This window comes from Marinobacter sp. PE14 (assembly GCF_053566155.1).
Genome location: NZ_JBQXNY010000002.1, coordinates 996,312 through 1,008,999, shown reverse-complemented (window position 1 = coordinate 1,008,999; position 12,688 = coordinate 996,312). Strand labels below are relative to the sequence as shown.

Annotated in this window: 12 protein-coding genes; 3 read left to right on the top strand and 9 right to left on the bottom strand. The window is 59.2% G+C overall.

Features of this window, described 5'->3' with window-relative positions:
• Window positions 1-127: 127 nt before the first annotated feature.
• The 3 genes from ACWJ62_RS10380 to ACWJ62_RS10370 all read left to right on the top strand — a co-directional run bounded on the left by ACWJ62_RS10380 (window position 128) and on the right by ACWJ62_RS10370 (window position 3,715).
• On the top strand, window positions 128-1,426 hold the full coding sequence (locus ACWJ62_RS10380) for a substrate-binding domain-containing protein (RefSeq protein ID WP_449286102.1): 1,299 nt from the start codon (window positions 128-130) through the stop codon (window positions 1,424-1,426).
• 112 nt (window positions 1,427-1,538) lie between these two features.
• A complete protein-coding gene (locus ACWJ62_RS10375) occupies window positions 1,539-2,834 on the top strand; it encodes a pyridoxal phosphate-dependent aminotransferase (protein WP_449286101.1) in 1,296 nt (431 codons plus the stop codon).
• A gap of 56 nt (window positions 2,835-2,890) precedes the next feature.
• Window positions 2,891-3,715 (top strand): inositol monophosphatase family protein, encoded by an 825-nt coding sequence (locus ACWJ62_RS10370; protein WP_148608755.1) that lies wholly within the window; start codon window positions 2,891-2,893, stop codon window positions 3,713-3,715.
• A gap of 393 nt (window positions 3,716-4,108) precedes the next feature.
• Here the strand turns inward: ACWJ62_RS10370 and slmA are convergent, their stop codons facing one another.
• From slmA to ACWJ62_RS10325, 9 genes are all read right to left on the bottom strand, one after another.
• On the bottom strand, window positions 4,109-4,696 hold the full coding sequence (slmA, locus tag ACWJ62_RS10365; protein WP_008173360.1) for a nucleoid occlusion factor SlmA: 588 nt from the start codon (window positions 4,694-4,696) through the stop codon (window positions 4,109-4,111).
• A gap of 90 nt (window positions 4,697-4,786) precedes the next feature.
• Entirely contained in the window at window positions 4,787-5,596 is an 810-nt protein-coding gene (locus ACWJ62_RS10360; RefSeq protein ID WP_148608754.1) for a thiazole synthase, read from the bottom strand.
• Between the two features lie 72 nt (window positions 5,597-5,668).
• On the bottom strand, window positions 5,669-5,869 hold the full coding sequence (gene thiS, locus ACWJ62_RS10355) for a sulfur carrier protein ThiS (protein WP_148608753.1): 201 nt from the start codon (window positions 5,867-5,869) through the stop codon (window positions 5,669-5,671).
• A gap of 25 nt (window positions 5,870-5,894) precedes the next feature.
• Window positions 5,895-6,221, bottom strand: a complete 327-nt coding sequence (locus ACWJ62_RS10350; protein ID WP_449286178.1) for a DUF423 domain-containing protein — start codon at window positions 6,219-6,221, stop codon at window positions 5,895-5,897.
• 76 nt (window positions 6,222-6,297) lie between these two features.
• On the bottom strand, window positions 6,298-7,098 hold the full coding sequence (locus tag ACWJ62_RS10345) for a symmetrical bis(5'-nucleosyl)-tetraphosphatase (protein WP_449286100.1): 801 nt from the start codon (window positions 7,096-7,098) through the stop codon (window positions 6,298-6,300).
• Complete coding sequence (rsmA, locus tag ACWJ62_RS10340) at window positions 7,091-7,921, bottom strand: 16S rRNA (adenine(1518)-N(6)/adenine(1519)-N(6))-dimethyltransferase RsmA (protein WP_449286099.1); 831 nt, start codon at window positions 7,919-7,921, stop codon at window positions 7,091-7,093. Before rsmA ends, ACWJ62_RS10345 begins: the two co-directional genes overlap by 8 nt.
• Entirely contained in the window at window positions 7,918-8,928 is a 1,011-nt protein-coding gene (gene pdxA, locus ACWJ62_RS10335; protein WP_449286098.1) for a 4-hydroxythreonine-4-phosphate dehydrogenase PdxA, read from the bottom strand. The genes rsmA and pdxA overlap by 4 nt, the downstream gene beginning before the upstream one ends.
• A complete protein-coding gene (locus tag ACWJ62_RS10330) occupies window positions 8,928-10,268 on the bottom strand; it encodes a peptidylprolyl isomerase (RefSeq protein WP_449286097.1) in 1,341 nt (446 codons plus the stop codon). The genes pdxA and ACWJ62_RS10330 overlap by 1 nt, the downstream gene beginning before the upstream one ends.
• Before the next feature lie 64 nt (window positions 10,269-10,332).
• The gene (locus tag ACWJ62_RS10325; protein WP_449286177.1) at window positions 10,333-12,654 is read right to left on the bottom strand and encodes an LPS-assembly protein LptD; all 2,322 of its coding nucleotides are present in this window, start codon (window positions 12,652-12,654) and stop codon (window positions 10,333-10,335) included.
• Window positions 12,655-12,688: the final 34 nt, after the last annotated feature.

Sequence of the window (12,688 nt, the reverse complement as noted above, 5' to 3'; positions counted from 1 at the left end):
TGACCTCCTGCCTTGCGGCCCAAGGTGCCGCCAATGAAACACAAATGTCATATTTCTGAAGCATCCTTCCAGGTTCTCAACCAACTGTCTGGTAAGGTTTTTTCGAAAAATGCCGCGATTCACACGGATGACTGCAACAATCCCGGGACTGCTACTGCCAGCCCTTATGGCCTTTCAGGCCCAGGCCTATGACCTGGAAATTCACGGTTCAAATACGGTCGGCGCTACCCTGGCGCCAATGCTGGTCACCGGGTACCTGAAAGAAAACGGTGGCGAGCCGGTTCCTGCCAGAGGTACTGGCGTCGCAAATGAAAAGGTCCTGCGCGCGCCCGTGAACAGCCGGGCAACCGAGGTGCTGGTCGCCGCCCACGGATCAAGCACAGGTTTCAAGGCGCTGGCTGCCGGCCAGGCGGACATCTGGGCATCGTCCCGGCCGGTAAAGCCCGAGGAGTCAAAACTGTTCAGTGCGCGGGCGGATCTCACTGCTCCGGAGAGCGAGCACGTGATTGCCATTGATGGTCTGGCCATTCTGGTGCATCCGTCAAACCCTGTGAGCAAAATGAGTATCGAAACCCTGGGCCGGGTATTCGCTGGCCAGATCCGTAACTGGTCAGAGCTGGGCGGACCGGACCGGTCGATCCACCTTTACGCCAGGGATGACCGTTCCGGCACCTGGGACACTTTCAAATCCCTGGTGCTGGGTAAACAGCTGGAACTCGGCGGCAACGTCAAACGCTACGAATCCAACGATCAGCTATCGGATGACGTTAGCCGGGATCCCTCAGGCATTGGTTTCTCTGGCCTGGCCTCGGTTCGAGACAGCAAACTGCTGGCCATCTCGGAAGGCAATGCACCGGCACTCCGACCTAACCAACTCACCGTCGCCAGCGAGGATTACCCGCTGTCACGGCGTCTGTTCATGTACACACCCGGGAGCGACGTTCCACCTCTTGCCGCCGGCCTGATCGGATTTGCCCTTGGCCAGCAGGGCCAGGCGCTGGTTGCCGAGTCCGGATTCATCTCACAGAACCCCATCGCGGTAAAACCGGAGTTCGACGACTCGACCCCCGAGAGCTTTCGCCGCCTGACCGGCAACTATCACCGTCTGACAGTCAATTTCCGCTTCTCCGAAGGCCGGACCAAGCTCGATAACAAGGCCCGCCGGGACCTGCAACGACTTCAGCAGTACCTGATCCAGAACGGCCGATCGGCCGACGACCTGTTACTGATCGGGTTCGCCGACACCCAAAGCCACGAACTACGGGCCCAGATGATCTCCGAGCTTCGCGCCCTGTCGGTCCGCAAGGCTCTGCAGGAGGTGGACGTTCCCGACGTCGCCTACACCGGCTATGGCCAGTACATGCCGGTCGGCGGCAGCGGCAGCCCGCGCAATGGTCGGGTGGAAGTCTGGATCAAATCCCGCTAGTCGATACCAAAGCCTGACTCACAACTGCGGCAATCACTTATCCGCTGCAGCATCACAGCTATGTTTGGGTTTTCTATACTGAAGGATCACTTCCAACCAACAGACAGGGACAATGGACATCCAAAACGACCACCGTTACGCGATCAACCTCAACGTTCGGGGCATTCAGCCCTCGGCCACCCTTCGTATCAATGAGCTGAGCAACCAGCTCAAATCCGAGGGCAAGGACATTATCAAACTCGGGCTGGGACAATCCCCCTTCCCGGTTCCTGATCGCGTAGTGGACGCTCTCAAGGAGCATGCCCACGAGAAGGACTACCTGCCAGTAAAAGGCCTCAAAGGCTTACGCGAGGCTATTTCAGGTTATATCCGCCGAAGTGAGCGCATGCACTGTACCTGGGAAGACGTGCTGATCGGCCCGGGCTCCAAGGAGCTGCTGTTCATGCTTCAGCTGGCTTACTACGGGGACCTGCTGATCCCTCGCCCCAGCTGGGTTTCCTACGCCCCCCAGGCCCGGATAATCGGTCGCTCGGTGCACTGGCTGCCAACCCACGCCGAGAATAACTGGCAGCTTACCGCCGAGGAACTCGACATCATTTGTCGCGATGACCCCTCGCGTCCCCGCATCCTGATCCTGAACTACCCGTCCAACCCGACCGGCTGTACCTACACTGACGACCAGTTGCTGGCCATTGCCAACGTCGCCCGCAAATACAAACTTATCCTTCTGTCGGATGAGATCTACGGGGAGGTGCATTTTGAGGGCAGGCACAAATCCATCGCCCGTTACTACCCGGAAGGCACCATCATCAGTACCGGCCTGAGCAAGTGGGCCGGTGCCGGTGGCTGGCGCCTGGGCACATTCATCTTCCCCCGGGAGCTCCGGACGCTGCAGGACGCCATGGCGATCATCGCCAGCGAAACCTACACGGCAACCAGCGCCCCCATCCAGCATGCAGCCATCGCGGCTTTCAACGGGGGTGACGACATCGACGAATACCTCAAACAGTCCCGCCGGGTGCTGAAGGTGGTTGGCGAGTACATGCATCGTCGACTGGGCGAAATGGGCGCGGTGGTTCAGAAACCGGAAGGGGCGTTCTACCTCTTCCCGGACTTCTCGGCGTTCCGGGAACAGCTGGCCAGCAAGGACATCAAGACCAGCCAAGCCTTCTGTCAGGCCCTTCTGGAAAGCACCGGCGTGGCTATTCTGCCTGCCAGCGACTTTGGTTTCGTGCCGGATCATCTGGCAGCGCGCCTGGCCTTTGTCGACTTCGACGGCGCCGAATCCCTGGCGCTCGCCGGCGGCGACTATGCCGAACAGGAACTGGGCGACGACTTTGTGAAACAGGCGTGCCCGCGACTCGTCACGGCCATGGACAAGATGGATCAGTGGCTGAACAGCCTCTGATCCTGCCGTGTTAGACTGGCGCCCTCATTCTCTAACGGGATATCAACGGGGGCGCCATGTCTGATTCTGTTTCTCTACTCGAGATTACCGACTTTGCCGAAAACCTGGCCCGGGAAGCCGGCGAACTGATTCGCCGCGAGCGGGACAGCAACACCCTGCGCACCGACTACAAGCATCAGACCGAGCTAGTAACCCACGCCGACGTGATGGCCGACGAATTCATCACCGGAGCCATCCGCAAACGCTTCCCCGGCCACCGAATTCTCTCCGAAGAAACCATGCCAGACCTCAGCCAGGCCGAGGAGCTGGACACCCCCCTCTGGATTGTGGACCCCATCGATGGCACCGTGAATTATGCCTACGGCCATCCCCAGGTCGCGGTTTCCATTGCCTATGCTGAAAAAGGTCGCGTTCAGGCCGGTGTGGTGCATGCGCCCTTCCCCGGCGAAACCTTCCGGGCGACTCGCTCCGAAGGTGCCACCCTGAACAACCGCCCGATCCGCCACAGCGGCGCCACCGTGCCCCGTGATGCCCTGTTTGCCACTGGCTTCCCCTACACCAAAGACGCCCTGGAACCGCTGGTCAAACGCCTGGATGCGATGATTCACCAATGCCGCGACCTGCGCCGCATCGGTTCCGCGGCACTGGATATCTGCTGGGTGGCCTGTGGCCGACTGGATATCTACTATGAAAACGTCAGCCCCTGGGACTTCGCCGCCGCCCGCCTGATCGCCCTGGAAGCAGGCGCCACCGCTGGCCATTTCAGTGAAGTGCCTGAAGGCTATCCTGCCGACCTCTGGGGCCGCGATATTCTGATCTCGGCACCGGCTCTCTGGGAGCCTGTTCGGTCGATCCTGCGGTCGGCCTCGGGGTATGATTAATTAGACCTGTGCTCGCCTCAATAGCCTATTAGCTATCGGGCAGGCACAGGATGGGAACCTGCTCCCCGGAACCGCTACTAGCACATCCATGTGCGCTTGGCGCCGGCCATCCTTGGCCGTCGACATTCCGGGGAACAGGTTCCCATCCCGTGCCGACATCGCTACGGTGATATCGCGAATTCATCTTGGAAAATTTGGTAGGTCGGATTAGACGAAGTCGTAATCCGACACAGTGAAGGTATTCCCAAAGTGTTTTGTTGGATTACGGCTTCGCCTAATCCAACCTACAGGCTTCGTGATTCTATTATTGGAGAGATATCGGAAAGACCGGAAAGGCGGGGGCAGGAAGGGCTTTCCCGAAATGTCGGCGGCCATGGATGGCCAACTCCAAGCTCAGCCCCAAACACCTTCTGCAACCAACCCCCAACTCTCGTCGAAGTCAGTGGAAGGCAACCGCGAGAACGACGAACGGATAAACCGCTGAATCCGGCCCTCAACAAACACCAGGACAAAGTCCGCGCCGCGAGCAGACGTCGTCCGCGGCCGCAGGCCCTGGCGGATTTCGCCCTCCTTGAGGGTTTGCCGAACCTGGGTTTCCAGGCGCTCGAAGAACTGGGAAGCACGTTTGCGGAGGGTGTCATTTTCGCCCATCAGGGCGTCCCCGGTCAGTACACAGCACAGGCCCGGGTTGCGTTCGGCGAAGACCAATACCAGATGCACCAACTGCTGGAGGCGAACTCGCACATCCTCCTGCTCCTGCAGGATCACCTGACAGCGGGAGAACACGGCCTCTTCAGCGAACTCGATGAGCGCCTCGAACATTTTCCGCTTGCTGGGAAAGTGACGATATAAGGCCGCCTCAGTAACGCCAACGGATTTGGCGAGGCCGGCGGTGGTGATGCGGGCACCCGGATCGGTCTCAAGGAGTTCCACAAGAGCATGGAGAATCGCCTCTCGGCGACTGGGTTTCTGATCAGTCATGGCAGGACAGCAGCGCTCTGATTTATCGTTTTCGGGGCCGGTCGTTCAATGCCGGCCCTCGGTTATCGTTAGTCAGGATTGTGCCCGAGATCAGAAGAAGGTGCCATCAATGGGCGAGGATGCGCTGGCATAGAGCTTCTTGGGCATCCGGCCCGCCAGGTAGGCTTCCCGGCCAGCCTCGATAGCCAGGCGCATGGCATTGGCCATCCTGATCGGGTCTTTGGCCTGGGCAATCGCGGTGTTCATCAATACGCCGTCGCAGCCCAACTCCATGGCGATGGTGGCATCCGATGCGGTGCCGACACCGGCATCCACGAGCACCGGCACATTGGCGTTCTCGACGATCAGGCGAATGTTGTACCGATTCTGGATACCCAGCCCGGAGCCTATTGGCGCGCCAAGTGGCATGATAGCCACACAACCCATGTCTTCCAGGCGCTTTGCCAGCAGGGGGTCATCCGAGCAGTAGACCATCACCTTGAAACCATCCTTGATAAGCTCCTCGGCGGCCACCAGCGTTTCGGTCATGTTCGGGTAAAGGGTCTTCTCTTCACCCAGGACCTCCAGTTTCACCAGATCATGACCATCCAGAAGCTCACGGGCCAGCTTGCAGGTGCGTACGGCATCTTTCGCGGTGTAGCAACCGGCCGTGTTGGGCAAAATGGTATAGCTGTCCGGGGAAATCACATCCAGCAGATTCGGCTCATCGGGATTCTGCCCAAGATTGGTACGGCGAACCGCAACGGTGACAATTTCCGCACCACTGGACTCGATGGCGTGACCGGTTTCCATCATATCTCGATATTTGCCGGTGCCGACGAGCAAACGGGATTGGTAGACCCGCCCGGCAATTTCGAGCGGTTTGTCTTCTGGAAGCTGGAATTCGGATGTCTCTGTCATAGTGTTCCTGAATAATTTGAATACTGAAGGATGGAAACCGCCGTGGTTGGCGGGTTTAGCGGACCGCCCTGTTCAGCCGCCGCCAATCGCGTGCACAACTTCAACACGGTCACCATCGCTCAGGGTAAATTCCGGGTGCCGGCTTCGTGGGACTATGTCCTCGTTCACCTCAACCGCCAGCCGCTTGCCTGCGAGAGCCATCTTTTCAATCAGCGTGGCAATGGTTGCGCCGTTCGGCAGCTCCATTGCATTGCCATTTACCTGAACCTGCATCGTGACTCTTGAACCTCTGTATTCATCACTTGTTTCGGCTTAGGCCGGCGGTTATTAACAGCGCCCAACCCACCATGAAGCATACTCCGCCCAGGGGAGTTATCGGACCGATCCAGCGGATGTCTGTCAGCACCAGCAAATAAAGACTGCCGCTGAACAACAGGATGCCGGCCAGAAAAAACCCCGCCGACCAACCCAGCAACTTTCTGGGGAGGCTCTGTCCGGCCAGCAATGCCAACAGAACCAGCGCTATGGAATGGTACATTTGATATGTGACGGCGGTCTGGAAAACTTCAAGGCTACGTTCACTGACCAGGTTGCGCAGCCCATGTGCCCCAAAGGCGCCAGCCATCACCGCCAGAAGCGCCAGGAAGGCTCCCGCAACCAGCGGAAACCCAAGCACGCGGCCGGTCGTCTCTTGTACGGACTCAGCAGTCACAGTGGATCTTTTCTCCTGAATCCAGGTTCATCATGGTCAACGCGCCGCCCCAGACACATCCGGTATCCAAGCCGATAAACCGGTCGCTGCCGGTTTTTCCTTCCAGGGCTGCCCAGTGGCCAAACACCACTCGGACATCGTCATTCCGAGGGAAATGAAACCACGGCTCGAAACCTTCAGGGGCGCTGTCGACAGCTTCCTTGGCCGCCAGCTCCAGGGTGCCATCCTCGGCAATAAAGCGCATGCGGGTGAAATAATTGGTAATGACCCGCCAGCGGTCCATACCTTGCAGGGTTTCGTCCCAGCGTTCGGGCTGGTTCCCGTACATCTGGGTGAAGTATTCCTCTGCTGCATCGCCCCGGACCACCGCTTCCACTTCCTGAGCACACGCCATGGCCTCGCCGACCGACCATATATGAGGCAAACCGGCGTGGGTCATCACCAGATTCCGGACTGGATCGTGAACGCACAGATTCTGCTGCCGGAGCCAATTCACCAATCGGTCGTAATCAGGTGCTTCCAGAATATCGGCAAGGGTGTCTTTGCGGCGCGTCTGATGACCACCCAGGGACACCGCCAGCAGATGCAGGTCATGATTGCCGAGCACCACCACCGCCGAGTCACCAAGGCTTTCGATATACCTCAGGGTTGCCAGTGAGGACGGCCCACGATTGATCAGGTCGCCCGCTACCCACAAACGGTCACGGGAAGGAGAGAAATCCACTTTGTCCAGGACATCCCTCAGGCGTTCGTAACAGCCCTGAATATCGCCTATGGCGTAGTCAGTCATCACTTACCTCGTTTGCCGGATTAGTTGAGCCCTTCTCATCAACCAGCAGGTCTGCAATGGCCACGTAATCGGCCAATCCGAGGTTCTCGGGGCGCAGGCCATCATTGATGCCCAGGCTCTGGAGCTGCTCGACCGACACCATACCGCCGAGCGCCTTGCGAAGGGTTTTCCGGCGCGCGTTGAACGCCGTGCGGACCACAGCCTGGAGTGTCGTCAAATCCTTCGCAGGGTGTGGCAGGGTCTTGTGAGGCACCAATCGGACAATCGCCGAATCCACCTTGGGCGCCGGGCGGAAAGCGCCGGGCCCCACCTCAAACAGCGGCTGCACCCGGCAGAAATACTGGGTCATGATGCCAAGGCGCCCGTAATTGTTGTCACCCGGCACCGCTGCCATTCGTTGAACCACCTCTTTCTGCAGCATGAAGTGCATGTCCTGCACAACACCGGCCTGGGACAACAGGTGAAAAATCAGCGGTGTCGAAATGTTGTACGGCAGGTTACCGATGATCCGCAGGGGGCGATCCACCATGAGCTGGCTGAAATCAAACTTGAGCGCGTCCGCCTCGTGAATCCGGAACTCGGGGTAGTTGAAGAACTTGGTGCGCAACACCGGAATCAGATCCCGATCCAGCTCCACAACCTGGAGCTTCGGATTCACCGCCAGTATCTCCTCGGTCAATGCGCCCAGGCCGGGACCAATTTCCACGATGGCGTCATCGGGTTTCGGGTTAATGGCGCGGATGATCTGCTCTATGACCCCCGGATCATGGAGGAAATTCTGGCCAAACCGCTTTCTGGCCTGGTGGCCGGCTTTGTTACTCACGAACGGGTCTCTTCAATTGCAGATTTGCGACAACGAGCCATTTGCTCGCCTACCTTCAGGGCAGTATGCAGACTGCCGGCATCGGCTCGACCGGTTCCCGCCAGATCCAGCGCCGTGCCATGGTCCACGGACGTACGCACAATCGGCAGCCCAAGGGTAATGTTCACGGCCCGTCCAAATCCCTGGAACTTGAGTACCGGCAGCCCCTGATCGTGGTACATGGCCAGAACCGCATCCGCCTGGTTTAACCAGTGCGGGGTAAACAGGGTATCGGCCGGTAAAGGTCCGGTCAGAGAAATGCCTTCGGCACGCAGAGCCTCCAGGGTTGGCTCGATGGTATCGATTTCCTCCCGACCAAGGTGACCGCCTTCGCCGGCATGAGGGTTCAGGCCGGCCACCAGTATCCTGGGCCGGGCAATGCCGAAGAACTTTTTCAGATCAGCATCAAGAATTCGCGTCACCTGGGTCAGGCGCTCTGGGGTAATGGCGGCGGAAACGTCCTTGAGCGGTAAGTGGGTGGTAACAAGCGCAACCCGCAGCTCTTCGGTCGCCAGCATCATGACCACACGCTCTACCCCGCACAGCTCCTGCAGGAACTCGGTATGGCCGCTGAAGGCGATGCCGGCATCGTTGATAACGCCCTTATGGACAGGCGCCGTCACCATGCCGTCAAAATCGCCGCTGAGGCAGCCGTTAGCGGCGACTTCCAGCGTTCTGAGCACATAAGCACCGCTGCCGGTATCCAGTGTGCCCGGCTCGTGATTGGCGCAACCATCCACATGCAGCACCGACAGCAGGCCTGCCTCCATTTCTGGCGACTCTCCGGGCTGCCAGGCACACAGTTCAACCGCCAGATTCATTTGCTTCGCGCGGGCCTCCAGCAAATGCCGGCTGGCAACCACCACCACACCCGCACTCCGGGCCTCAAGAGCCAGTTGCAGGCACAACTCCGGACCAATGCCGGCAGGTTCGCCGGCGGTAAGTGCCAGCACCACGGAATTACTCATCAGGAGACCGGCTCTTCTTCGGCCGGTTCGTCCTTGGCGTACTCGCCCTTGAACTCGATAAAGGCCTCATCGCGGATCTCCTGAAGCCAGTTCTGCAGTTCGGTCTCGAACTTGCGGCGATAGATGGCCTGGCGGGCCTCGGCGTCGCGCACATCACCGCTGATGTCTTTCTGGCGGCGCTCCTGAACCTGCAGGATGTGCCAGCCAAACTGGGAACGGAACGGTCCGCGCAACTCGCCAATATCAGCATCGAGCATGGCCTGCTCAAACGCCGGCACCATCTGGCCCGGGCTTACCCAGCCCAGATTACCGCCATCGGAACCAGACACCGGATCATCGGAGTACTCTCTGGCCAGCGCACTGAAGCTGGCTCCATTCTGAAGCTGCTGGTACAGATCCCGGATCGTGGTTTCAGCCTGACTGTCAGTCGTTGCTTCGGAAGGCCGAACCAGAATGTGACGGACACGATGCTGCTGGATCACCTGCTGCTGCTCGCCGCCGCGCTTGTCCATCACCATCACCAGGTGGAAGCCACTGTTGTTTTCCAGGACGTCCGAGGGCTCACCCACCGGCAGCTCCGGCACAACCGGAGCAACCAGAGACGGCAGCTGGCCCTCGGCACGCCAGCCCATATCGCCACCTTCCAGGGCATTACTGGCATCAGACTCGGCAACAGCCACTTCGCGGAAATCACGGCCATTGGCGATCTCACTGCGCAGCCGCTCGGCTTTCTCCCTGGCGGCGTCCACCTCCGCCTCGTCGGAGGGATCGTCAACGCTCACAAAGATGTACGCCAGCCGGTACTGGGCGTTATTGCCACCCCGGGCCTCCAGACTTTCCAGATAATTTTCAACTTCCCGGTCGGTCACCCGAACCCGGTTACCGACCTGGCGCTGCTGAACCCGGCTGGTCAGCATCTCCTTCCGGATCTGTTCGCGGGCCTGGTTGTAGGTCACGCCTTCGGCTTCGAGCTGGTTTTCAAACTGCGGCAGGCTCATGCCATTGCGTTCAGCAATGTTGGCCATGGTCTCATTCAACTCATTATCGCTGATGCGCATGCCGGCCCGATCTGCCATCTGCATCTGGATGGATTCGGTGATCAGCTGGTCAAGCACCCGCTCTTCCAGGACTTGCCTTGGCGGCAGCGCCGTGCCCTGTGCACTGAGGCGACTGGTAATGGTGTTGATTCGCGCCTCCAACTCGGTCTGCAGGATGACATCCTCATCGACGATGGCCACCACCTGGTCCAGCAACTTACGCTCGGCCTGAACAGACAACGGAGCCAGGACGGCAAGAAGAACCAGTAACGCTTGTACACCATGGCGAAGGGTCGCCTTCATAATCACCTCTACAAATAGAATTTGAGCTTTTCTGGCGTTTTGGGGGCCTTAGTCGGGGATCCACTCAGGGAGTTCCAAAACGACGACGCTCCCTTTCATCAAAACCGTAAATGGCCTCGGAAATACTCGATGAGGCACCATCGCTACCGCCGAGGCCCTTCAACTGGATCTGGAACAGTATGCGGCTATCAAGTTCCCGGTCATCGGTCAGATAGTTCTGGTGAACCACCTGAACACTCCAGCAGCAATTATTGTATTCCAGCCCGGCCAGGGATCCGACGGTTCGATCAAGATCGGAGTCGTAGACCCAGCGGCCGATCAGACTAACACGGTCCGAGACCGGGAAAACCGCCGCAATATCCGACTGCTCCAGTTCGCCCCGGCTGTAAGTGTGCCCCACACTGGCCAGGTACCGGTAGTCAGCGGAGTGAAAGGTTAACTGGCTGCGGCCTTCCTCGGTATCCCCGGTATCAGGATCCCACAATCCGGAGGATCGGATTTCCAGGGTATCGAGTGGGTTCAGCACGACCTCACCCGCCAGCGGTGAACGGCTCCGGGTGCCGGCACCCTCACCGAACAATGTCACTTCGCGGTCCTCGAAATACTGCACCTGCCCAATACTGAACCGTGCACGCTCCGCACCGGTGAGCAGGTCATTGAAACGGCTGGTCAGGGCAACGGTCAACTGGTTGGCATCGCCTACCCGGTCACCGCCGGTGAAGCGGTCCGGGCGAAACAGCTGCTCAAAACGAAAGGTCTGGAGGTCGGTGTCGAAATCCGGAATGTCGTTCTGATCCGGATCAGCATCAGCCCAGGCGTAATAGAGCCGGGGCTCCAGAGTCTGGTTGTAGGGCACATCAAACAGGCTGCTCTGTCGGTCGAAATACAACCCGTTGTCCCATTCGGCAACCGGCACCGTGCGATCGAAGGTGCCATCCCCCAGCACGTAGTCATCCAGGTTGTAGCGGGTGTAATCCAGGCTTGCCGACGGCCGACTGAACCCCCACAATGCTCGCATGGGCAACGCCAGTTCCGGCCGCGCCCTGAAACGCTGTCCGTTAGCCCGATCCAGACCGGTCAGTGCTTCGTTATCCCGGTAAAACACCGTGTACTGGCTTTCCAGGTTGGCCTCCACGATCCCTGCACCTGTCTGCCCTGCGTAGATCACTTCCGGCAACTGCGCATAGGGTTTGTCCACGTCGGCAATGCGATCACTGATGGTCTGGTAATCGTTGAGGTAGGCATCGAAATACTGCTTGTCGCTTCGGTAGGAAACCCCGCCCTTTCTCTGTAAATGGGTTGCCTGGTTGATCTCCAGGCTGCGGTTCAGATCGCTGAGATAGTCCTCATCGCTCACCACGGAAAAATCTCCGTAGCCCCGCCAGCCACGGCCAAAGGCAGCCCGGGTCGTGGCATCCAGGGCCCAGCGCTCACCGGATTCACCGGGATTTTCCTCCTGGAACGCCGAATCATTGCCGATGTACCCAAGCTGAAGGGTAGTTTCCCCGAGAGAGCTGAGGTACCGGCCTTCGACTTCGTTGAACAGGCCCCGACCATGAATGTACTGGGGCGTCAGCGTCGCGTCGTAATGGGGTGCCAGATTGAAGTAGTAGGGCACGGCAAGAAAGCCGCCGCTGCCGGCACTGGAAGAGCCGAACTGCGGGTAAAGGAAACCGGACTTGCGGCGATCATCAATGGGAAAGCTCGCCCACGGCCAATAGAACACCGGCACATCCAGCACTTCCAATCGAACGTGTTTCGCGGTACCAAATCCTTGCGCCCGATCCAGCCTGATATCCGAGGCAACAATGGCCCAGTCATTCTGGCTGGGGCCACAGGTGGTCAGAAAGCCATCTGCAATGACGACCTGTTCCTCGCTGATGCGAGACAGACTGCCTGCACGACCGCGCATTTCCGGGCCATGAAGCAAGAACGTCGCAGTGTTGATGTCCAGGCGTCCACTATCGACGTCGTAGTTCGCGTTCTCACCAGTGAGAAGGAAACCGTCGCCGCGACTGACCAGCGGCCCTTGCACCGATACTGCGCCCTCCTGCTGGCTGTAGCGGGCCTCTGAACCGGTTACCTGAAAGCCGCCCTGGCGAATGCGGACATCACCCTGAAGAAACAGCGTCCGGTCAATCTCGTAGCGGGCGTTCAAGCCGCTGGCTTCTAGCGGTTGCTCAGAATCGCTGCCAACGGCAAACGCACTGCCAACGCCATTAGTGCGACCGGAAGGCAGATACCCCCCTTCGCAGAAAAGGGGCAACGAGGACCGAGCCTCGGCTGGCAGCTCTGCTCTCGGTCGCCAGTCTATTTCCGCCGCAGACGGCGGTGTCTGGGCATGCCCTTCCGTAAAGCCCAGCCCAAAAAACGCGGCCAGCAACACACGGCCATACCGGCTCTGCCACCGGGTTTCCGGC

Coding starts and splice junctions, on each gene's coding strand:
- ACWJ62_RS10380 (WP_449286102.1), top strand. CDS start 128: ATGACTGCAACAATCCCGGGACTGCTACTGCCAGCCCTTATGGCCTTT.
- ACWJ62_RS10375 (WP_449286101.1), top strand. CDS start 1,539: ATGGACATCCAAAACGACCACCGTTACGCGATCAACCTCAACGTTCGG.
- ACWJ62_RS10370 (WP_148608755.1), top strand. CDS start 2,891: ATGTCTGATTCTGTTTCTCTACTCGAGATTACCGACTTTGCCGAAAAC.
- slmA (WP_008173360.1), bottom strand. CDS start 4,696: ATGACTGATCAGAAACCCAGTCGCCGAGAGGCGATTCTCCATGCTCTT.
- ACWJ62_RS10360 (WP_148608754.1), bottom strand. CDS start 5,596: ATGACAGAGACATCCGAATTCCAGCTTCCAGAAGACAAACCGCTCGAA.
- thiS (WP_148608753.1), bottom strand. CDS start 5,869: ATGCAGGTTCAGGTAAATGGCAATGCAATGGAGCTGCCGAACGGCGCA.
- ACWJ62_RS10350 (WP_449286178.1), bottom strand. CDS start 6,221: ATGGCTGGCGCCTTTGGGGCACATGGGCTGCGCAACCTGGTCAGTGAA.
- ACWJ62_RS10345 (WP_449286100.1), bottom strand. CDS start 7,098: ATGACTGACTACGCCATAGGCGATATTCAGGGCTGTTACGAACGCCTG.
- pdxA (WP_449286098.1), bottom strand. CDS start 8,928: ATGAGTAATTCCGTGGTGCTGGCACTTACCGCCGGCGAACCTGCCGGC.
- ACWJ62_RS10330 (WP_449286097.1), bottom strand. CDS start 10,268: ATGAAGGCGACCCTTCGCCATGGTGTACAAGCGTTACTGGTTCTTCTT.